General features: G+C 64.0%; 21 protein-coding genes. 14 read left to right on the forward strand and 7 right to left on the reverse strand.

The genetic code is table 11. The features are described 5' to 3' along the window. Positions 1 to 35: 35 nt before the first annotated feature. The 4 genes from I6F28_RS09275 (at position 36) to cynS (ending at position 3,783) form a co-directional block, all read left to right on the forward strand. Complete coding sequence (locus tag I6F28_RS09275) at positions 36 to 1,415, forward strand: CmpA/NrtA family ABC transporter substrate-binding protein (RefSeq protein ID WP_225139758.1); 1,380 nt, start codon at positions 36 to 38, stop codon at positions 1,413 to 1,415. 97 nt (positions 1,416 to 1,512) lie between these two features. Continuing rightward, positions 1,513 to 2,352, forward strand: coding sequence for a nitrate ABC transporter permease (ntrB, locus tag I6F28_RS09280; protein ID WP_225139759.1), 840 nt, complete (start codon positions 1,513 to 1,515; stop codon positions 2,350 to 2,352). 5 nt (positions 2,353 to 2,357) lie between these two features. Continuing rightward, positions 2,358 to 3,281, forward strand: a complete 924-nt coding sequence (locus I6F28_RS09285; RefSeq protein WP_225139760.1) for an ABC transporter ATP-binding protein — start codon at positions 2,358 to 2,360, stop codon at positions 3,279 to 3,281. A gap of 13 nt (positions 3,282 to 3,294) precedes the next feature. Next, a complete protein-coding gene (gene cynS, locus I6F28_RS09290; protein WP_025037304.1) occupies positions 3,295 to 3,783 on the forward strand; it encodes a cyanase in 489 nt (162 codons plus the stop codon). On the opposite strand, the gene I6F28_RS09295 is transcribed toward cynS, so the two are convergent. After that, a complete protein-coding gene (locus tag I6F28_RS09295; RefSeq protein ID WP_036027851.1) occupies positions 3,770 to 4,597 on the reverse strand; it encodes an isocitrate lyase/PEP mutase family protein in 828 nt (275 codons plus the stop codon). The genes cynS and I6F28_RS09295 overlap by 14 nt on opposite strands. On the opposite strand from I6F28_RS09295, the gene I6F28_RS09300 reads away from it, so the two are divergent. Beyond that, entirely contained in the window at positions 4,533 to 5,675 is a 1,143-nt protein-coding gene (locus I6F28_RS09300; RefSeq protein WP_225139761.1) for a LysR family transcriptional regulator, read from the forward strand. The genes I6F28_RS09295 and I6F28_RS09300 overlap by 65 nt on opposite strands. Before the next feature lie 5 nt (positions 5,676 to 5,680). Here the strand turns inward: I6F28_RS09300 and I6F28_RS09305 are convergent, their stop codons facing one another. Continuing rightward, positions 5,681 to 6,004, reverse strand: coding sequence for a DUF1476 domain-containing protein (locus tag I6F28_RS09305; protein ID WP_057029475.1), 324 nt, complete (start codon positions 6,002 to 6,004; stop codon positions 5,681 to 5,683). Positions 6,005 to 6,324: 320 nt separating this feature from the next. Between I6F28_RS09305 and purC the strand changes: the two genes are divergently transcribed. From purC to I6F28_RS09320, 3 genes are read left to right on the forward strand one after another with little or no spacing between them, the layout of a single operon-like run. Beyond that, positions 6,325 to 7,092 carry a phosphoribosylaminoimidazolesuccinocarboxamide synthase gene (purC, locus tag I6F28_RS09310; protein WP_172782948.1) on the forward strand — a complete coding sequence of 256 codons (768 nt, stop codon included), beginning with the start codon at positions 6,325 to 6,327 and terminating at the stop codon, positions 7,090 to 7,092. 14 nt (positions 7,093 to 7,106) lie between these two features. Next, entirely contained in the window at positions 7,107 to 7,349 is a 243-nt protein-coding gene (gene purS, locus I6F28_RS09315) for a phosphoribosylformylglycinamidine synthase subunit PurS (RefSeq protein ID WP_109143221.1), read from the forward strand. Positions 7,350 to 7,354: 5 nt separating this feature from the next. Next, on the forward strand, positions 7,355 to 7,534 hold the full coding sequence (locus I6F28_RS09320; RefSeq protein WP_225139762.1) for a hypothetical protein: 180 nt from the start codon (positions 7,355 to 7,357) through the stop codon (positions 7,532 to 7,534). A gap of 19 nt (positions 7,535 to 7,553) precedes the next feature. On the opposite strand, the gene I6F28_RS09325 is transcribed toward I6F28_RS09320, so the two are convergent. Then, complete coding sequence (locus I6F28_RS09325; protein WP_225139763.1) at positions 7,554 to 8,570, reverse strand: magnesium and cobalt transport protein CorA; 1,017 nt, start codon at positions 8,568 to 8,570, stop codon at positions 7,554 to 7,556. 167 nt (positions 8,571 to 8,737) lie between these two features. On the opposite strand from I6F28_RS09325, the gene purQ reads away from it, so the two are divergent. Both purQ and I6F28_RS09335 read left to right on the forward strand, forming a co-directional pair. Continuing rightward, a complete protein-coding gene (gene purQ, locus I6F28_RS09330; protein WP_036027846.1) occupies positions 8,738 to 9,439 on the forward strand; it encodes a phosphoribosylformylglycinamidine synthase subunit PurQ in 702 nt (233 codons plus the stop codon). Then, positions 9,436 to 10,425, forward strand: a complete 990-nt coding sequence (locus I6F28_RS09335; protein ID WP_225139764.1) for a tripartite tricarboxylate transporter substrate binding protein BugD — start codon at positions 9,436 to 9,438, stop codon at positions 10,423 to 10,425. Before purQ ends, I6F28_RS09335 begins: the two co-directional genes overlap by 4 nt. 47 nt (positions 10,426 to 10,472) lie before the next feature. On the opposite strand, the gene I6F28_RS09340 is transcribed toward I6F28_RS09335, so the two are convergent. Beyond that, positions 10,473 to 10,871 carry a RidA family protein gene (locus tag I6F28_RS09340; RefSeq protein ID WP_074448244.1) on the reverse strand — a complete coding sequence of 133 codons (399 nt, stop codon included), beginning with the start codon at positions 10,869 to 10,871 and terminating at the stop codon, positions 10,473 to 10,475. Positions 10,872 to 11,001: 130 nt separating this feature from the next. Here I6F28_RS09340 and I6F28_RS09345 point away from each other — a divergent pair, with 130 nt between their 5' ends. From I6F28_RS09345 to I6F28_RS09355, 3 genes are all read left to right on the forward strand, one after another. Then, the gene (locus I6F28_RS09345; RefSeq protein WP_225139765.1) at positions 11,002 to 11,607 is read left to right on the forward strand and encodes a TetR/AcrR family transcriptional regulator; all 606 of its coding nucleotides are present in this window, start codon (positions 11,002 to 11,004) and stop codon (positions 11,605 to 11,607) included. Between the two features lie 143 nt (positions 11,608 to 11,750). Then, positions 11,751 to 12,488: a tetratricopeptide repeat protein gene (locus I6F28_RS09350; protein WP_225139766.1), complete on the forward strand. Its 738-nt coding sequence runs from the start codon at positions 11,751 to 11,753 to the stop codon at positions 12,486 to 12,488. 139 nt (positions 12,489 to 12,627) lie between these two features. Then, positions 12,628 to 13,053, forward strand: a complete 426-nt coding sequence (locus I6F28_RS09355) for a GFA family protein (protein ID WP_036043496.1) — start codon at positions 12,628 to 12,630, stop codon at positions 13,051 to 13,053. A 13-nt stretch (positions 13,054 to 13,066) separates the two neighbouring features. Here the strand turns inward: I6F28_RS09355 and I6F28_RS09360 are convergent, their stop codons facing one another. Beyond that, positions 13,067 to 14,029, reverse strand: a complete 963-nt coding sequence (locus I6F28_RS09360; RefSeq protein ID WP_225139767.1) for a DMT family transporter — start codon at positions 14,027 to 14,029, stop codon at positions 13,067 to 13,069. A gap of 76 nt (positions 14,030 to 14,105) precedes the next feature. Further along, positions 14,106 to 14,585 carry a PaaI family thioesterase gene (locus tag I6F28_RS09365; RefSeq protein WP_225139768.1) on the reverse strand — a complete coding sequence of 160 codons (480 nt, stop codon included), beginning with the start codon at positions 14,583 to 14,585 and terminating at the stop codon, positions 14,106 to 14,108. A 186-nt stretch (positions 14,586 to 14,771) separates the two neighbouring features. On the opposite strand from I6F28_RS09365, the gene purL reads away from it, so the two are divergent. Then, positions 14,772 to 16,982 (forward strand): phosphoribosylformylglycinamidine synthase subunit PurL, encoded by a 2,211-nt coding sequence (gene purL, locus I6F28_RS09370; protein WP_225139769.1) that lies wholly within the window; start codon positions 14,772 to 14,774, stop codon positions 16,980 to 16,982. A gap of 126 nt (positions 16,983 to 17,108) precedes the next feature. Here purL and I6F28_RS09375 read toward each other — a convergent pair whose 3' ends face one another. Continuing rightward, the gene (locus tag I6F28_RS09375) at positions 17,109 to 18,296 is read right to left on the reverse strand and encodes an acyltransferase family protein (RefSeq protein ID WP_225139770.1); all 1,188 of its coding nucleotides are present in this window, start codon (positions 18,294 to 18,296) and stop codon (positions 17,109 to 17,111) included. Positions 18,297 to 18,386: the final 90 nt, after the last annotated feature.

The raw sequence follows: 18,386 nt of genomic DNA on the forward strand, positions 1-18,386 counted from the left end.
GTAATTCCTTCTCGCATTGACGCGCAGGAGGGCCGATGTCCACGTTCGACAATCCGTTTGATCCCGATCGCAAGCTTCGAGCCGGCTGTGTTTGCGGCCAGCATCGTTCCGCAGCTGAGCATGAGCAGGCGACGGCGCTGCATTGCGAGCCGGTCGCAAGCGAAGAGCAGCGCTACGAGGGCGTGGTCGCCTCCGCATTGATGCGCGCGATGTTTCCGCAGGACGTGGCGCGGCGTGCTTTTCTGAAGTCGGTCGGAGCATCGACCGCGCTCGCGGCGCTGTCGCAATTCTTCCCGATGAAGACGGCGACCGAGGTGTTCGCGCAAGCCGGCGCGCCCGAGAAGAAGGACCTCAAGGTCGGCTTCATCCCGATCACCTGCGCGACGCCGATCATCATGGCAGCGCCAATGGGCTTCTATGCCAAGCACGGCCTCAACGTCGAAGTGGTGAAGACCGCCGGCTGGGCCGTGATCCGCGACAAGACCATCAACAAGGAATACGACGCCGCGCACATGCTGGCACCGATGCCGATCGCGATCTCGCTCGGCCTTGGCGCCAACGCCATTCCGTTCACCGTCCCGGCCATCGAGAACATCAACGGGCAGGGCATCGTGCTGGCGAGCAAGCACAAGGACAAGCGCGATCCGAAGGACTGGAAGGGGCTGAAATTCGCCATCCCCTTCGACTATTCCATGCACAATTATCTCTTGCGCTATTACCTCGCCGAGCACGGTCTCGATCCCGATACCGACGTGCAGTTGCGCTCGGTGCCGCCGCCGGAGATGGTCGCGAATTTGCGTGCCGACAACATCGACGGCTTCCTCGCGCCCGACAACATCTGCCAGCGCGCGATCTATGACGGCGTCGGCTTCATGCATCTGCTCTCCAAGGAGATCTGGGATGGCCATCCCTGCTGCAGCTTTGCTGCGAGCCGCGAGTTCATCACGTCAGCGCCGAACAGCTTCGCGGCGCTGACGCGGGCGATCGTCGATGCCACCGCCTTCGCCTCGAAGGCCGAGAACCGCAAGCAGATCGCCGAGGCGATCGCGCCTGCGAACTACATCAACGCGCCTGTCACCGTGCTGGAGCAGGTCCTGACCGGCACCTATGCCGACGGCCTCGGCGGGGTGAAGACCGATCCCAAGCGCGTCGATTTCGATCCATTCCCCTGGCAGTCCTTTGCGGTTTGGATGCTGACGCAGATGAAGCGCTGGGGCCAGATCAAGGGCGACGTCGACTACAAGGCGGTGGCCGAGCAGGTGTATCTGGCAACCGATACCAAGAAGCTGATGACCGAGATGGGCCTCACGCCGCCGGCGAGTGCCTACAAGTCGTTCGCGGTGATGGGGAAGAATTTCGATCCGGCCAAGCCCGAGGATTATCTGGCGAGCTTCAAGATCAGGAAGGCGTCGTGATGGCCCGCGCTCTATCTTCACCTCGCCCAGCTTGCGGGGAGAGGTCGGGGGTACAGGTCCCTCGACAATCTCACGTGTCGAGGGAGGCCCCTCAGAGATGACCGCCTCCCTCCGTCTCCGCGCCGGCCTCGTCTCCCTCGTGCTGCTCGCCGCCTTTCTCGGCATCTGGCATCTCGCCACGCGCTCCACCGCACAGGTGGCAACGATGAGCCCGGAATATGCCAAGCTGATGGGCCTCACGGCGACGCAGGGCAAATCGGCGATGCCCGGGCCGCTCGATGTCGGCGCAAAGCTCTGGGAGCATCTGAAGCGGCCGTTCTACGACAACGGGCCGAACGACAAGGGGCTCGGCATCCAGCTCGGCTATTCCATTGCGCGCGTCGGCACCGGCTATCTGCTGGCCGTGCTGGTGGCGATCCCGCTCGGCTTTCTGATCGGCATGTCGCCGCTGCTGAGCAAGGCGCTCGATCCGTTCATCCAGGTCTTGAAGCCGATCTCGCCTTTGGCCTGGATGCCGCTCGCGCTCTACACAATTAAGGATTCCTCGGTCTCCGCGATCTTCGTCATCTTCATCTGCTCGATTTGGCCGATGCTGCTCAACACGGTGTTCGGCGTCGCGACCGTGCGCAAGGAATGGATCAACGTCGCGCGGACGCTCGAGGTCGGCACCGTCAGGCGGGCCTTCACCGTGATCCTGCCCGCAGCGGCGCCGACGATCCTGACCGGCATGCGCATCTCGATCGGCATCGCTTGGCTCGTGATCGTCGCTGCCGAGATGCTCGTCGGCGGCACCGGCATCGGCTACTTCGTCTGGAACGAGTGGAATAATTTGTCGATCACCAACGTCATCATCGCGATCCTCTTGATCGGGATCGTCGGCATGCTGCTCGACCAGATCCTCGCGCGCTTCACGCGCATGGTCACGTTTCCGGAGTAGAGGCGATGACCGACAAGTTCATCTCGATCGAAGGCATCGCCAAGCGCTATTCCGGCGCGGGCGGAGCGACGACCACCATCTTCGAGAACCTCTGGCTCTCGATGGCGCGCGGCGAGTTCGCTTGCGTGATCGGCCATTCCGGCTGCGGCAAGACCACGGTGCTCAACATCCTCGCCGGGCTGGATGCGCCGAGCGAGGGCGCGGTCATCGTCGACGGCCAGGCGATCTCGGGCACCAGCCTCGACCGCGCCGTGATCTTCCAGAGCCATGCGCTGCTGCCCTGGCGCACGGTGCTCGGCAACGTCGCCTATGCCGTCAGCTCGAAATGGCGCAGCTGGGACCGCGCCAAGGTCAAGGCGCATGCGCAGAAGTTCATCGATCTGGTCGGCCTCTCCGGCGCCGAGCACAAGCGTCCCTCGGAACTGTCGGGCGGCATGAAGCAACGCGTTGGCATCGCACGGGCGCTGTCGATCACGCCGAAGATGATGCTGATGGACGAGCCGTTCTCGGCGCTGGACGCGCTGACGCGCGGCACGCTGCAGGACGAGGTGCGGCGGATTTGCCTGGAGACCGGGCAGACCGCGTTCATGATCACCCACGACGTCGACGAGGCGATCTATCTCGCCGACAAGATCTTCCTGATGACCAACGGTCCCGGCGCGGTGCTGGCGGAGGTGGTCGAGAATCCGCTGCCGCGCGATCGCGGCCGCACCGACCTGCACCGCCATCCGCTGTACTACGCGCTGCGCAACCACATCATCGATTTCCTGGTGACGCGCAGCAAGACTTTTACCACTGAAAAGCCGGATCACGATCCGCGCAATGTGCCGACGGTGCAGATCGGCAAGCCCGGGCTCTCGATCGCATCAAGCGGCGAAGAGCCGCGACAGACCTGGATGCCGGGGACAAACCCCGGATTGAGCGCCTAGCAAGGAGACCCTAATGAAACGCGAAGACCTCACCGAAAAACTGCTCGACATCAAGCGCGAGAAGGGGTGGAGCTGGAAGCACATCTGCGAAAAGATCGGCGGCTATTCCGAGGTGCTGATCGTCGGTGCGATCATGGGCCAGATGAAGCTGACGAAGCCGCAGGCTGCCAATGCCGGCGAGCTGTTCGGCCTGTCGAAGGCGGAAGTTGCGATGCTCAACGAGGTGCCGATGCGCGGCACCGGCACGCCGATGCCGCCGACCGACCCGCTGATCTACCGCTTCTACGAGATGGTGATGGTGAACGGTCCGGCCTGGAAGGCGCTGATAGAGGAGGAGTTCGGCGACGGCATCATGTCGGCGATCGACTTCGACATGGGCATCGAACGCGTCGCCAACCCCAAGGGCGACCGCGTCAAGATCACCATGAGCGGCAAGTTCCTGCCGTATAAATATTACGGCGCCAGCGGCAACGTGCCGGAGTACGGCTTCAAGGAGGAGTGACCGCGGCGAAGGCGGCGCGCAGCTCGCCGACCGGCGCCATCTCGCGGATGTAGGTGAAGGACCCCTTGTCCTTCATCTCGCGCGCGCAGTTCAGGAACGCTGCGAGCGCGTAGCGCGACATGGCTCCGCCGACGCTGATGCGCTTGACGCCAGCGGCGGACAATTGCTCGACGGTTAGCGTCGGGTCGGCAAAGCCCATCACGTGGTTGAAGGGCTTGCCCAGCGAGGACACCACCGTCCTGATCGTGGCGAGATCGTACAGGCCCGGCGCGTAGAGGACGTCGGCGCCGGCGGCCTCGAAGGCCTGCAGGCGGCGGATCGTATCGTCGATGTCCTTGCGGCCGTGCAGGAAGTTCTCGGCCCGCGCTGTCAGCGTGAACGGAATGGGCAGCGCGCGTGCCACCTCCACCGCGGCCTGGACGCGCTCGACGGCGTGGGAGAAGTCGTAGATCGGGCGATCGCGATCGCCGCTGAAATCCTCGATCGAGCCGCCCACCGCGCCAGTGTCTGCGGCACGCCGAATAGCTTCGGCGGCGCGTCTCGGCTCATGTGCGCCGCAATTCTCGAGGTCGACGCTGACGGGCAGGTCGGTCGCTTCCACGATCGTGCGTGCGTTGGCGAGGATGACGTCGAGGCTGACGCCGCTGCTGCCGAGCATGTTGGCGACTCCGAGGCTCGTAGTGGCCAGGGCTTCGAAGCCCATCGCCGCGAGCAGCTTCGCGGTGCCGGCATCCCATGGATTGGGAATGATGAAGGCACCGGGCCGCTCGTGCAACGCGCGAAACGCTCTCGCCTTGTCCAACTGGCTCGTCATGGCTCGTCTCCATTGTCTGTCCCAACGAGCTTTAGGCGCACTTTCGTCATCCGCCAAATTTGTTATTCTGTCAGATATCATCAGCTTTTTGCATGAGGTCGCGATGGACAGTGACGCCCTCAACACCTTCCTGGTGGTTCATCGCAGAGGCGGGATTTCGCATGCCGCGAAATTCCTGCACCGCTCGCAGCCGGCGATTTCGCGCCGTATCGCTCTATTGGAGCAGGAGCTCGGCGTTCCCCTGTTCGAGCGGGTGGCAGGCCGCACGCGACTCAGCGATGCCGGGCGCGTGCTGATCCCCTATGCCGAGCGCGCAGTGGCCGCGGCGCAGGATGCCGAACAGGCGATCCGCGCACTGACCAAGCAGAATGCAGGGCCGGTTTCGCTGGCCGTGACCGGGACGCTCGCTGACAGCCGCCTCTCGACCATCATGAAGCGGTTTACCAAGGAGCATCCCGCCGTCGTGCTGAGCTTGCGGACGGCGACCAGCGCGGAGGTCAGCGATCTCATCCGGCGCGGCGAGGCCACGATAGGCCTGCGCTACAACGCCGACGGCTCGGGCGATCTCGCCTGCGAGCAGATCCTGCGCGAATCGTTGCAAGCGGTCTGTGCGCCCGACCATCCTCGCGCCGGACAGCGGGTGAAACGCCTCGCCGAGCTTGGTGGCGAGCGCTGGATCGCATTCCCCGAGATTCGCGGGCGCCGCGAGATTGCCGCGGCTCACGTGTTCGCGCTGTTTCTGACGCGGGGACTTGGCGAGGTGGAATGGACGGCCGTGGACAGCCTCACTGCGCAGAAGCGGCTGGTGGAATCGGGCTTCGGTCTTGCACTGCTGGCAAAAAGCCATGTGGCGGAGGAGCTGCGTGCGGGCTCGATCGCGACGATCGCCGTGGGCGACCTTGGTGCGCACCAGGATATCATCCTCGTCACGCGTCGTGACGGGTTTTTGAGCGCTGCCGCAGAGCGCCTGCTCGAAACCATCCGCCGCAACTATGCCGGGCCGAATGGCTCGACCACGCGGGAAGGCAGAAGAAGAACGCCGGCGCGCAAGGCTATTGCGCGCCGGCGGGTCGGTTGACTCGATTATTTCCCCGCCTTCACCTCGGCGGCGGCAACCGCGAGCAACTCGCTCATCTTGGCGCGAATCGCCTGCTCCGTGACGACAACGTTCTTGGCGGCGAAATCGGCCGTCAGCTTGCGCAGGACGTCGGCATCGCCGGCCTCCTCGAAATCGGCCGCGACCACCTCCTTGGCATACGCGGTGGCGGCATCACCCGTGATTCCGAGCTTCTCAGCTGCCCACAGGCCGAGCAGCCGGTTGCGGCGGGCCTCCGCCTTGAACTTCTGCTCCTCGTCGAGGGCGTACTTCTTCTCAAAGCCTTCCTGGCGTTTGTCGAACTCGCTCATGCCTGTTCCAAATCCTCGCTGAATGGAGCGGGAGCCTTCCGTTGCGGCGACCCGGCTGCATGCCTACATAGATAGCACGAATCGGCAAAACAACGGGCCGTTAAGCCGCAGGCAAGACGGTATAAGTTGGTGCCGGACGGCCGGATCGATTGTGCTCGGACAGCCAATCGGATAGGTTGCCTAAGGCTTGGTTCCCGTTCTGTTTCCAACGGGTTATAGATGGGTTCCTGGCCGTTCACGGCAGCTCCGCTGTGGGTCGTAATCCTAGTCAACCGGAGCACACCAAATTCATGGATTTCAACAAAACACGGTACATCCCCATGAGCCGTCGGCGTCGCATTTATGAAGGCAAGGCAAAGGTTCTTTACGAAGGCCCCGAGCCCGGTACCCTGATCCAGCACTTCAAGGACGACGCCACCGCGTTCAATGCGAAAAAGCATCAGGTGATCGAGGGCAAGGGCGTCCTCAACAACCGGATCTCGGAGTACCTGTTTCAGCACCTCAACGACATCGGGGTGCCGACCCATTTCATCCGCCGCCTCAACATGCGCGAGCAGTTGATTCGCGAGGTCGAGATCGTGCCGCTCGAGGTGGTGGTGCGGAACGTCGCCGCCGGCTCGCTGTCGCAGCGCCTCGGCATCGAGGAGGGCACGCAGCTGCCGCGCTCGATCATCGAGTTCTATTACAAGAACGACCAGCTCAACGACCCCATGGTGTCGGAAGAGCACATCACAGCCTTCGGCTGGGCGACGCCGCAGGAGATCGACGACATCATGGCGCTCGCCATCCGCGTCAACGACTTCCTCACCGGCCTCTTCCTCGGCATCGGCATCCGCCTCGTCGACTTCAAGATGGAGTGCGGGCGCCTGTTCGAGAACGAGATGATGCGCATCATCGTCGCCGACGAGATCTCGCCGGACAGCTGCCGGCTGTGGGACATCAAGTCGAACGAGAAGCTCGACAAGGATCGTTTCCGCAGGGATCTCGGCGGTCTGCTCGAGGCCTACACCGAAGTTGCAAAGCGTCTCGGCATCCTCATGGAGAACGAGCGTCCCCAGGGCACCGGCCCGGTGCTGGTGAAGAGCTGAAGAGGACCTTTGACGTGAAGGCACGTGTCACCGTTACCCTGAAGACGGGCATCCTCGACCCGCAGGGCAAGGCCATCGAAGGCGCGTTGAAGTCGCTCGGCGTCGACGGCGTCGCCAGCGTCCGCCAGGGCAAGGTGTTCGACATCGAGCTCGCCGGCGCCGACCAGGCCAAGGCGGAGGCGGCGCTGAAGGAAGCCGCGGACAAGCTCTTGGCGAACACCGTGATCGAGAATTATGCGATCGAGATGAAAGCCTGAGCGGAGTGGCGGATATCGGCAAAGAGCTGATTTTCGAGCTGCTGAAGCAGGTCGAGCTCGGTGATGTCGAATACAAGATCGACGAAATCAGGTCTGAGCTGAGCGCCTGCCGAGAAGAGCAGCTTCTCATGCTGCACGACCTTCAGGTGGCGCAGAGCACGTGGTCTGGCAGACGAGGCATGTAACCAGTCTGAGCGTCTGGACTCACAGCCATCCCGCCCGCCGAAAGCGCCAGTACAGCGACCCGCATGCCGCCAGCATCACGCCGAGCAGCATGAAATAGCCGTACTCCCATTCCAGCTCCGGCATGTGCTTGAAGTTCATGCCGTAGATGCCGGCGAGCGCGGTCGGGACCGCGATGATGGCGAGCCAGGATGCGAGCTTCTTGGACACCGCCGTCTCCTGGGCCTGGCCGACCAAAAGGCTCGCCTCGAAGGCGAAGGCCAGCACCTCGCGCATGGAATCGATGCGCTCCTGGATGTTGCGGACGTGGTCGGTGACGTCGCGGAACAGCGGCTGCATGGCCTGCCGCACCATCGACAGGTCGTCATGCTCCAGCCGGCGGCAGACCTCCACCAGCGGGCCGATCGCGGTCCTCAGCCGCAACAGGTCGCGGCGCAGCATGTAGAGCCGCTCGATCTGCGCCTTGCTGATCTGCTTGGAGAGCACGTCATCCTCGATGCTCTCGATCTCGTCGTGGATGCTCTCCAGCACGGGCGAGTAATTGTCGACGATGAAATCGAGGATGGCATAGAGGATGTAGTCCTCGCCGCGCGCGAGCGCCCGCGGACAGCTCTCGCAGCGCTCGCGCACCGGCGTGTACGAGGTCGAGGCGCCGTGGCGCACCGAGACCAGATAGCCTTCGCCGACGAAGATGTGGGTCTCGCCGAAGGCAATGCGTCCCTCGATCAATTGCGCGGTGCGCGCGACGATGAACAGGGCCTCGCCATATTGCTCGATCTTCGGCCGCTGATGGGCGTGGTTGGCGTCCTCGATGGCGAGGTCGTGCAGGTCGAACTGCTTCTGCACCGCGCCGAGCAGCGCCATGTCGGGCTCGTGCAGTCCGATCCACACGACATGGCCGGGCTTGGCTCGCCAGCTCGAGGCCTCGCTGATGGCGATATTGGCGACCCGGCGGCCGTCGACATAAGCGCCGGCGGCGACGACGCCCTCGGCGGATACCGGTTCGGAGAGGGATGCGGGCAGCGACGGGACGTTCATGGCTTCAATCCCGGGCAAATCGAGCGGCCAAAGGCGCGTGGCTATGGCCTGTGTACAAGGGCGCTCCGCAACGCTAGCACTGGTAAAATCCCCGTCAAATGGTTATGTCTGTTCGCGAATTGGCCCGTTGGCCAGCTTCGATTCCCAGCCGCGTCGGAACCTCTGCCATGAAAGCCGCCATCCTCGTCTTTCCCGGAATCAACCGCGAGCGCGACATGGCGCGCGCGTTGAGGCTGATCTCCGGCAGCGAGCCCGCGATGGTCTGGCACGCCGAGACCGCGCTGCCTGCGGGCACCGATCTCGTCGTCGTGCCCGGCGGCTTCTCCTACGGCGATTACCTGCGCTGCGGCGCGATTGCGGCGCGTGCGCCGGTGATGGATGCGGTGCGCGACTATGCGGCCAAGGGCGGCCTCGTGCTCGGTGTCTGCAACGGTTTTCAGATCCTCTGCGAGTCCGGCCTCTTGCCGGGCGTGTTGATGCGCAATGCGCGGCTGAAATTCATCTGCCGCGACGTGCATCTGCGCGTCGAGCGCTCCGACACGCCATTCACCCGCGGCTACAATGCCGGCCAGGTGATCCGCGTGCCGGTCGCCCATGGCGAGGGCAATTACGAGGCGGACGAAGAGACCATCAAGCGGCTCGAAGGCGAGGGGCGGGTGCTCTATCGCTATTGCTCCGCTGCCGGCGAAGTCGACGATTTCAACAACATCAACGGCGCCGCGCATTCGATCGCCGGCATCGTCAACGACCGGGGCAACGTGCTCGGCATGATGCCGCATCCGGAAAACCACGTCGAAGACATCATGGGCTGCACCGATGGTCGCGGCTTGTTCGCCGGTCTCGCCCAGCATCTGGAAAAAGCCGCGTGATCTCGTTCGTGGTGAAGCGTGCGCTCGCCGCGATCGCGGCGCTAGCGTTCGCGACATTTTCGATCGCCACTTGCGCATCCGCGCAGGATTATCCCAAGCGTCCCATCACCATGATCGTGCCGTTCGCGGCCGGCGGCACCTCAGACGTGATCGCGCGCGCGGTGGCCGAGCAGATGGGCATCGCGCTCGGCCAGACCATCGTGATCGAGAATGTTGCGGGGGCCGGCGGCTCGACCGCGCTGGCGCGGGCCTCCCGCGCCGAGCCGGATGGTTATACGATTGCGATCGGCAATGCCGGCACCAATGCCGCGACCTACACGATCTATCCAAAACTGTCGTTCACGCCTGATTCCTTCGTGCCGATCGCGATGGTGGCGAAGACGTTCGGCATCATCGCGCTGCGCAAGGACTTTCCAGCGAAGGACCTGAAAGAGTTCATCGCCTATGCCAAGGCGAATCCGGGCAAGATCAATTTCGGCCATGCCGGCGTCGGCTCCTCGAACTATCTGATCTGCAAAAGCTTCGTCACAGCAGCCGGGATCGACGCGACGCTGATCGGCTATCGCGGCGCCGCGCCGGCGCTGACCGACGCGGTCGGCGGCCAGATCGACGGCGTCTGCGACGCGGCCGCCTCGGTGTCGCAGTCGATTAACGACAAGCTGGTGAAGGGCCTCGTGGTCGGCTCGACCGTTCGGCTCGCCACGCTGCCGGATCTGCCGACCTCGGCGGAAGCGGGCCTGCCCGAGTTCGAGGCACAAGGCTGGAACGGCCTGTTCGCGCCCAAGGGCACGCCGCCGGCCGTGATCGCCAAGCTGAATGCCGCGGCGCGCACGGCCGTCGAGACCGAAGCGGTGAAGAAGCGCTTCGCCGACCTGTCGACCGTCGCGCCCGATGCCGACGAGCACGCGCCCGACGTGCTGCAAAAGCTCGTGACGCGCGACGTCGAAAAGTACCGCAAGATGCTGGCGGACGACGCCAACAAGTAGCCCGGCCAAGTTGTCTGCTGGCGGCCGGCGTATGGCCGCCCGGAAGCTTACTGGAGCACAGGAATGCGGGCGATGACCTTGATCTCGAAGTCGAAGCCGGCAAGCCAGTTCACGCCGACAGCCGTCCAGTTCGGATAGGGAGGATCGCCGATCTCCTCGGCGCGAACGGCCATCACCGTCTCGATCTGGCTCGCCGGATCGGTGTGGAACGTGGTGACATCGACGACATCGTCCAGCGTGCATCCACCAGCGGCGAGCACGGCACGCAAATTGGCGAACGCGCGCCGGACCTGGTCCTCGAATACCGGTTCGGGCGAGCCGTCCTCGCGGCTGCCGACCTGCCCCGACACGAACAGCAGGTCACCGGAGCGGATCGCTGCCGAGTAGCGATGCACTTGATAGAGCGCGTGGCGGTTGGCGGGGAAGATTGCCTCTCGCTGGGGCATGGCAGGGCCTTTCGGTTGATGGGCGTGAGCGGATCGTGGGTGTTCCATGGCTGGCGCGTCACGGCAATTTCAGATACGTTTCGTATGTGAGATATCGCTCACATACGAGGCGTATGTCAAGGGGGAGGGCATGGCAAAGGGGAAGCGCGCCGCGGCCATGGCGGAAAACCGGGCCAGGCTCATCCGCGCCGCACGCGCGGCATTTGCCACGCAGGGCTATGCAGACGCGTCGATGGACGAGCTCACTGCGGCCGTCGGTCTGACGCGGGGCGCGCTGTATCACAACTTCGAAGACAAGAAGGGGCTGCTCTGGGCCGTCGTCGAGCAGATCGACGGTGAAATGGCGGAGCGGCTCCGCATCGCTCGGGAGCAAGCGCCCAGTCCGTGGCTGGGCCTGCTGGCGGAGGGAAGTGCTTATATCGAGATGGCGCTCGAACCCGAGATCCAGCGCATCATGCTTCTGGATGGACCTGCGGTGCTCGGCGATCCCTCCAAATGGCCCGGCGAGAACGCCTGTCTCGATATCACCATGCGGACGATCCGTGCGCTGATCGAGCAGGGAATCGTGAAGCCGGTCGACGTCGAAGCGGCGGGGCGGTTGCTGAACGGGGCTGCGCTCAGCGCCGCCTTGTGGGTCGCGGCCGCCGACGATCCCAAGAGCGTGCTGAGCAAGGCTGTTGATGCGTTTCGAGTGCTGGCGAGTGGATTGCTACGCGAGGCGCGTGAACCTGCATAGGTTTTGCGGCGACTGACTCCTCGTCACCATTACGGCGCGCGTTCGGGTTCGCTGATTTTGCCGGCTGACGCAACTCAAAGTTGTTTCATCGGTTCGATTGCGATATCAGGAGGCCGGCTGTCGTTGTGCTTTCCGGATGTCACATGCCCGTTGCTTTGGTCGTTCTGCTGCTCGATATCACGCTGATCTATCACGCCTCGCGAACCGGACGGTTGCGGCCCTGGGCCTTCATCATCCTGCTGGTGCCGATGATGGGCGCGATCGCCTATATCGCGGTCGAGCTCATTCCTGAATGGTTTTCCAGCCCCGGTGCCCGGCAGGCGCGCCAGCGTGTCGCCAATCGCCTCGATCCCGAGAAGCGCTATCGCGAGCTGTCCGACCAACTCGCCGGCACCGACACCATCGCCAACCGTGCGGCGCTGGCGGACGAGTGCGCGAATATCGGCCGGTTTGGCGAAGCGGAAGCGCACTATGATCACATCCTGAAGCTGCCGATGGGCAACGATCCCGCCTATGTGCTGCGCAAGGCGCAGGCGCAATTTGCCGCCAGCCGCCCGGCCGAGGCGCTTGCGACGCTCGACGATCTGCAGAAGCAATGGCCCGATTTCGATTCCGCCGACGCGCATCTGCTCTATGCCCGCGCGCTCGCCGAGGTCGGACGTGTCGACGAGGCGCTGGAGGAATATCACGCGCTCGCCGGTTACTTCCCCGGCGCCGAGGCGCGGGTGCGCTACGGCATGCTGCTGCAAACGGTGGGGCGCACCGCAGAGGCACGCATGGTCTTCAACGAGCTGCTGATCCAGATGCGCCGCGCGCCGAAATATCTGCGCAAGGCGCAGGCCGAGTGGCTGTCGATCGCGGAGAAGCAGTTGTCGGCGTGAGGAAACAGGCCCGCGTGAGTTGTTCTGATGCCTTGGGCGATTCCTTTTGATTGTTCGGCCCACATTTGAGAGAACGTTCCTGCCCGTTGACGTCGCCGAGCGGCGTCGTCATTCGCAGCAACGCCAGGAAGCATGCAACATGGTGAGTGATACAAACGTCCGGGCTGGTCAGTGCCATTGTGGAGCGGTGCGTTTCGAGGCGACGCTGAGCGACGGTTTCAATTCGATCCGCCGCTGCACCTGCTCTTACTGCCGGATGCGCGGTGCGGTCGTCGTCATGGCGGAGATGGGCGGCATAAAGTTCCTGAAGGGCGAGGATGCGCTGACGAGCTACCGCTTCCATACCGGATCAGCGCAGCATTTCTTCTGTTCTCGCTGCGGAATCTACACGCATCATCAGCGTCGATCGGACCAGAATCTGTATGCTGTCAACGTGGCTTGCCTCGACGGGGTAAGTCCGTTCGATTTTCCTGAGGTGCCCGTCATGGACGGTGTCAATCACACCAACGACACAGGAAAACCGACGCGCCGTGCAGGTACCCTCCGCTTTATTTCGGCGGATTGACCATCGCCGTCGGCTACCGCCACTTCAACCGCTCCGCCGGCACCGTCATCGCCGCAACACCGGCCATCACCAGCAATAACCCCAGTGCGAGGTTCGACGGCACGCTCTCGCCGAGCAGCAGCACCGAGAGGCCGACGCCGATCGGAATGCGCAGATAGCCTTGGGCGTTGGTCGTCAGCGTGCCGAGCCGGCCGAGGCAGACGTAGAACAGCAACAGGCCCAATGCGCTGGAAACGATGCCCATGACGATGGTGGCGACGATCGCGGTCGGAGTCGGTTGCAGCGTCCAGGGCTGGTCGATGATCAGCGCGGGCGGCAGCAGCACGAGACCGCCGAACAGCAGAGAGCCGGTTGCCACCACCATCGGATCGTACTCGGAGAGACGGAGGCCGAAGATGGTCGCGCAGGCAAAGGAAATGGTGGCAAGCAGGATCGCGATCTCCGCTACGATCTCGCTGCCAAGGCCATGCAAAGCATCGAGCCCGACGATCGCGACGGTGCCGGCCAGTCCCAGGATCGCGCCCGCGAGCTTGAGCAGCGTCGCCGGCTCGTGCCGCGTGATCAGCGAGGTGATCAGGAAGGCGAAGATCGGCGTCGTCGAAGCCAGCACCACCGTGTTCGACGCCGGCACGTATTGCTGCGACCAGGTGATGACCAGAAACGGAAAGGTCGAGTTGATCAGCTGCTGGGTCGCAAACAGCTTCCACGCCTTCACGTCGGTCGGCAGCTTGACGCCGCGCATCCGCAGGATCGCGAACAGAAAGAGGAACGCGATCAGCGAGCGCGCCGAGATGAAGGTGATCGGCGGAATGGTGGGAAGCGCTAGCTTGGTCAGCGGATAGGTCGAACTCCAGCAGCAGGCGAGCGCCAGCAGCAGCGCATAATCGCGCCAGTTGCGTGCGCCGGTGGCGATGGACGGCAACGGCGTTGATGCGGCCGCCGTCGCGCGACCCGCCTCGGATGTGCTCTGCGGCACCTTGTTCTTGCTCCCCGGCTCCAAAGCGCTTGGTGGGAAGTCTGGGCGAGGGCGCGCGAAAAGGGAAGGCGTCGAGCTATGCGTTTGGCTGAGGGAGTGCCTTCCGCTTCATCCGCTTGATCGTTCCGGAAAAGGTCAGCAGCAGCCGCTCGCCCGACACCATCTTGCCGCGCAGGAAGATCAGCGAGCCGCCGGCGCGGGTGACCTCGCCGGTGCATTCGATCAGCTCGCCCTCGCGTGCCGCATCGAGGAATTCGCAGGCGAAATTGGTCGTCACCGCCCGGCTGTCCAGGACATGGGTGGCGATCGCAAACAGCGAATAGTCGGCAAGGGCCATGTAGCAGCCGCCATGGACGTTGCCGGAGCCGTTGAGGTGCTTCTTCTCGACCCGGAAGGCGCTGCGGACGCTGCCGTCGGCCTCGATCCGGTGCCAGAACGGGCCGACATGGGACTCAAAACTGTCGCGAATCCAGGTCCGCCAACCCACAAATTCGCCCTCGGTGGCGACGTGGAGGTCGGGGCGGCGGGGCGGGGGCGCTTTGGTCAATTCGTGCAAGGAAATAGGCCTTCAATTGCGGGTCTTTAGACCTTAAATCCGATCCGACCGCGCCGTGCAATTCCCGTTCCCGCCGGCCCTGCCGGCGCAAAACGTGGGACAGCGGGAAAATGCGCCATAAAGGGCTTTTCGAAGCCGTCCGATGTTCCTAAGAACGGCCAAACCGCCGCCGAAAGCCTCGAATCCATGAAGAACGAACCCAAGATCACCCCGGAACTGGTTGCCGCCCACGGGCTCAAGCCCGACGAGTATGAGCGCATCCTGAAGCTGATTGGGCGGGAGCCGACCTTCACCGAGCTCGGCATCTTCTCGGCGATGTGGAACGAGCATTGCTCCTACAAATCCTCGCGCATCCATCTGCGCGGCCTGCCAACCAAGGCGCCCTGGGTGATCCAGGGCCCCGGCGAGAATGCCGGCGTGATCGACATCGGCGACGGCCAGGCTGTGGTCTTCAAGATGGAGAGCCACAACCACCCGAGCTATATCGAGCCATACCAGGGTGCGACCACCGGCGTCGGCGGCATTTTGCGCGACGTCTTCACCATGGGCGCGCGCCCGATCGCCTGCCTCAATGCGCTGAGCTTCGGCGCGCCCGAGCATCCGAAGACGCGGCATCTCGTCTCCGGCGTGGTGGCGGGCGTCGGCGGCTACGGCAATTCCTTCGGCGTGCCGACGGTGGGCGGCCAGGTGCGCTTCCACACCCGCTACGACGGCAACATCCTCGTCAATGCCATGGCGGTGGGCCTCGCCGATGCCGACAAGATCTTCTATGCGGCAGCCTCCGGCGTGAACATGCCGATCGTCTATTTGGGCTCCAAGACCGGCCGCGACGGCATCCACGGCGCCTCGATGGCATCGGCCGAGTTCGACGACAAGTCCGAGGAGAAGCGCCCGACCGTGCAGGTCGGCGATCCCTTCGCCGAGAAGCTGCTGTTAGAGGCCTGCCTCGAGATCATGGAGAAGGGCTGCGTCATCGCGATCCAGGACATGGGCGCGGCGGGCCTGACCTGCTCGGCGGTGGAGATGGGCGCCAAGGGCGACCTCGGCGTCGACCTCGACCTCGATGCGGTGCCGACCCGCGAGGCCGGCATGAGCGCCTACGAGATGATGCTCTCGGAGAGCCAGGAGCGCATGCTCATGGTGCTCAAGCCCGAGAAGGAGAAGGAAGCCGAGGCGATCTTCACGAAGTGGGGGCTCGATTTTGCGATTGTCGGCTACACCACGCCGAGCAAGCGCTTCGTGGTCAAGCATGGCGGCGACGTCATGGCCGATTTGCCGATCAAGGAGCTCGGCGACGAGGCGCCGGTCTATGATCGCCCGCACGTTCCGTCCACAGCGCTGCCGGTCGTGCATGCCCGCGACGTGCCGGCGCCGATGGGCCTTGGAGCTGCGCTGGAGAAGCTGATCGGCACGCCGGACATGTGCTCCAAGCGCTGGGTGTGGGAGCAGTACGATCACGTCATTCTCGGCAACACCATGCAGCGTCCCGGCGGCGATGCCGCCGTCGTGCGCGTGCAGGACGGGCCGAAGGGCCTGGCGCTCACCGTCGACGTCACGCCGCGCTATTGCGAGGCCGATCCCTATCAAGGCGGGATGCAGGCGGTCGCGGAAGCCTGGCGCAACATCACCGCGGTCGGCGGCAAGCCGCTCGCGATCACCGACAATCTCAACTTCGGCAACCCTGAAAGGCCCGAGATCATGGGCCAGTTCGTCGGCTGCCTCAAGGGCATCTCGGAAGCCTGCCGCACGCTGGACTTCCCGGTCGTGTCCGGCAACGTCTCGCTCTACAACGAGACCAACGGCCGCGCGATCCTGCCGACGCCCTCGATCGGCGGTGTCGGCCTGCTCGACGATTTCACCAAGTCGGCGTCGCTCGCCTTCAAGGCCGAGGGCGAGGCGATCCTCTTAATCGGCGAGACCCATGGCTGGCTCGGCCAATCCGTCTATCTGCGCGACATCTGCGGCCGCGAGGAGGGCGCGCCGCCGCCGGTCGATCTCGCGGCCGAGAAGCGCAACGGCGATTGCGTGCGCGGCATGATCCATGCGGGCACCGCGACCGCCGTGCATGATTTGTCGGACGGCGGCCTCCTGATCGCGCTGGCCGAGATGGCGATGGCGGGCGGCATCGGCGCCAAGCTGCTGGCGGCACCGACTGCGCTGGTGCCGCAGGCCTATTGGTTCGGCGAGGACCAGGCGCGCTATCTCGTCACCGTGCCGGAAACCGAAGCCGGCCGCGTGCTCGCCAAGATGCGCGGCTGCGAGGTGCCCTGCGTGCGGATCGGCACCACCGGCGGCGATGCCATCGCGATCGCGGGCGAGACGCCGGTTACGATCGACAGCTTGCGCAAGTCGTTCGAGCGCTGGCTGCCGGAATATATGAGCGGCAAGGCGGCGTAAGGCGCTGCCACAAATCAGATCTGTAGCCCGGATGGAGCGTAAGCGTAATCCGGGACCGCTATCACTTGTGGCGAGGTCCCGGATTGCGCTGCGCTCCATCCGGGCTACGGACCGAGAGACCGTGCCTCACAACACGCGTGACGCGCCCGGGATCTGCCGCAACGCGCGCGTCAGCGCCCAGCTCGCCGCGACAGTCAGGACGAACCCGACCGTGGCCTTGACGATCGCCGGCAGGTCATAGTCGAACAGCCAGTATTGCAGCCACAGCGCGATCGGATAGTGCACAAGGAACATGCCGAACGCGTCGCCCTGCATTGGATCGAGCAGCCTGGCTGAGCCTGATTGCTTGAATCTCTGGAAAAGGGCCAGGATCAGAAACATGATGGCCACGCTGAAGACGGTGAAGCAGATGGCATAAAGCGCTTCATACCAATCCGGCAACGGCGACGGGTTGCCCAGTATTTCGCGCTTGATGAAGATCAGGCCCCACAACAGGCAATACGGGACGATCGCCAGGACCATCCAGTCCCAGCTGACCTTTGCCATGCGACCGTCGACAGAGAGCAGCCCACGATCCATTTGCGCAACGCCGATGCCGGCACCGAAAAAGAAATAGGTCGCGTACAGCATCACGCGCCCGTGCTGGACCGAGAACGGCCCGAACTCGAACCAGCTGCTGTGTCCGTAGTGAACCAGCCCGGGAATGTAGAACGCGGCGGTGACCGCCAGCATGACCGCAAAGAACACGGCGGGCCGGCGGCGACCATGTAGCGAGAGGCGATTGATCGGATCGAGCAGGTTGGGTGACAGCCGGTACAAAAGGCAGGCAACCAGGTCGAAGGCGAACAAGACCCACAGGAACCAGATCGGCCCGCTCGGCCACGGGCCCTTCGTGACCATATTCCACCAGAATTCCGCAAAACCGATCTCGGGATGGTGCCGCAGGGAGATCGCGTAATACGCGAGCGGAATGACTGTAAAGGCGCAGATCGCGAAGGGTAGGCCAAGCCGAAGCAGGCGATCTGCCAAATAGCTCCGGACTCCCTTCCGGGCGATGCCGGACCAGGCGAACAGTCCCGACAGGAAGAAGAACATCGCCATGAAGAAGCTGTCGGTGGCGAGCACGATCATGTCGAAGCCGAAGAAATAACTCGGATCGGTATGCCCGAAATAGGTATAGGGGATCACCGCGTGATGCAGCAGCACCACCAGAGTGAGGAAGGTGCGGGCGCGATCGATCGCCAAATTGCGCACCTTGCTCGTGGGCGCGGCATGCACCTCCGCGCCGATCGTCGCTGAATGTGACATCGTCATCGTGGCCGCCCCGATCCTGACCTCGGCTGGACTCTGCCGCCGGGAACTCGATTCAGCAAGGGCCGTTTGTTTCGGAGGTCGCCCCCGACT

Origin of the sequence: Bradyrhizobium sp. NBAIM14, from assembly GCF_020193895.1 — a bacterium.
Classification (GTDB): Bacteria; Pseudomonadota; Alphaproteobacteria; order Rhizobiales; family Xanthobacteraceae; genus Bradyrhizobium; species Bradyrhizobium yuanmingense.

Coding starts and splice junctions, on each gene's coding strand:
- I6F28_RS09275 (WP_225139758.1), top strand. CDS start 36: ATGTCCACGTTCGACAATCCGTTTGATCCCGATCGCAAGCTTCGAGCC.
- ntrB (WP_225139759.1), top strand. CDS start 1,513: ATGACCGCCTCCCTCCGTCTCCGCGCCGGCCTCGTCTCCCTCGTGCTG.
- I6F28_RS09285 (WP_225139760.1), top strand. CDS start 2,358: ATGACCGACAAGTTCATCTCGATCGAAGGCATCGCCAAGCGCTATTCC.
- cynS (WP_025037304.1), top strand. CDS start 3,295: ATGAAACGCGAAGACCTCACCGAAAAACTGCTCGACATCAAGCGCGAG.
- I6F28_RS09300 (WP_225139761.1), top strand. CDS start 4,533: ATGAAGGCACCGGGCCGCTCGTGCAACGCGCGAAACGCTCTCGCCTTG.
- I6F28_RS09295 (WP_036027851.1), bottom strand. CDS start 4,597: ATGACGAGCCAGTTGGACAAGGCGAGAGCGTTTCGCGCGTTGCACGAG.
- I6F28_RS09305 (WP_057029475.1), bottom strand. CDS start 6,004: ATGAGCGAGTTCGACAAACGCCAGGAAGGCTTTGAGAAGAAGTACGCC.
- purC (WP_172782948.1), top strand. CDS start 6,325: ATGAGCCGTCGGCGTCGCATTTATGAAGGCAAGGCAAAGGTTCTTTAC.
- I6F28_RS09325 (WP_225139763.1), bottom strand. CDS start 8,570: ATGAACGTCCCGTCGCTGCCCGCATCCCTCTCCGAACCGGTATCCGCC.
- purQ (WP_036027846.1), top strand. CDS start 8,738: ATGAAAGCCGCCATCCTCGTCTTTCCCGGAATCAACCGCGAGCGCGAC.
- I6F28_RS09340 (WP_074448244.1), bottom strand. CDS start 10,871: ATGCCCCAGCGAGAGGCAATCTTCCCCGCCAACCGCCACGCGCTCTAT.
- I6F28_RS09345 (WP_225139765.1), top strand. CDS start 11,002: ATGGCAAAGGGGAAGCGCGCCGCGGCCATGGCGGAAAACCGGGCCAGG.
- I6F28_RS09350 (WP_225139766.1), top strand. CDS start 11,751: ATGCCCGTTGCTTTGGTCGTTCTGCTGCTCGATATCACGCTGATCTAT.
- I6F28_RS09355 (WP_036043496.1), top strand. CDS start 12,628: ATGGTGAGTGATACAAACGTCCGGGCTGGTCAGTGCCATTGTGGAGCG.
- purL (WP_225139769.1), top strand. CDS start 14,772: ATGAAGAACGAACCCAAGATCACCCCGGAACTGGTTGCCGCCCACGGG.
- I6F28_RS09375 (WP_225139770.1), bottom strand. CDS start 18,296: ATGACGATGTCACATTCAGCGACGATCGGCGCGGAGGTGCATGCCGCG.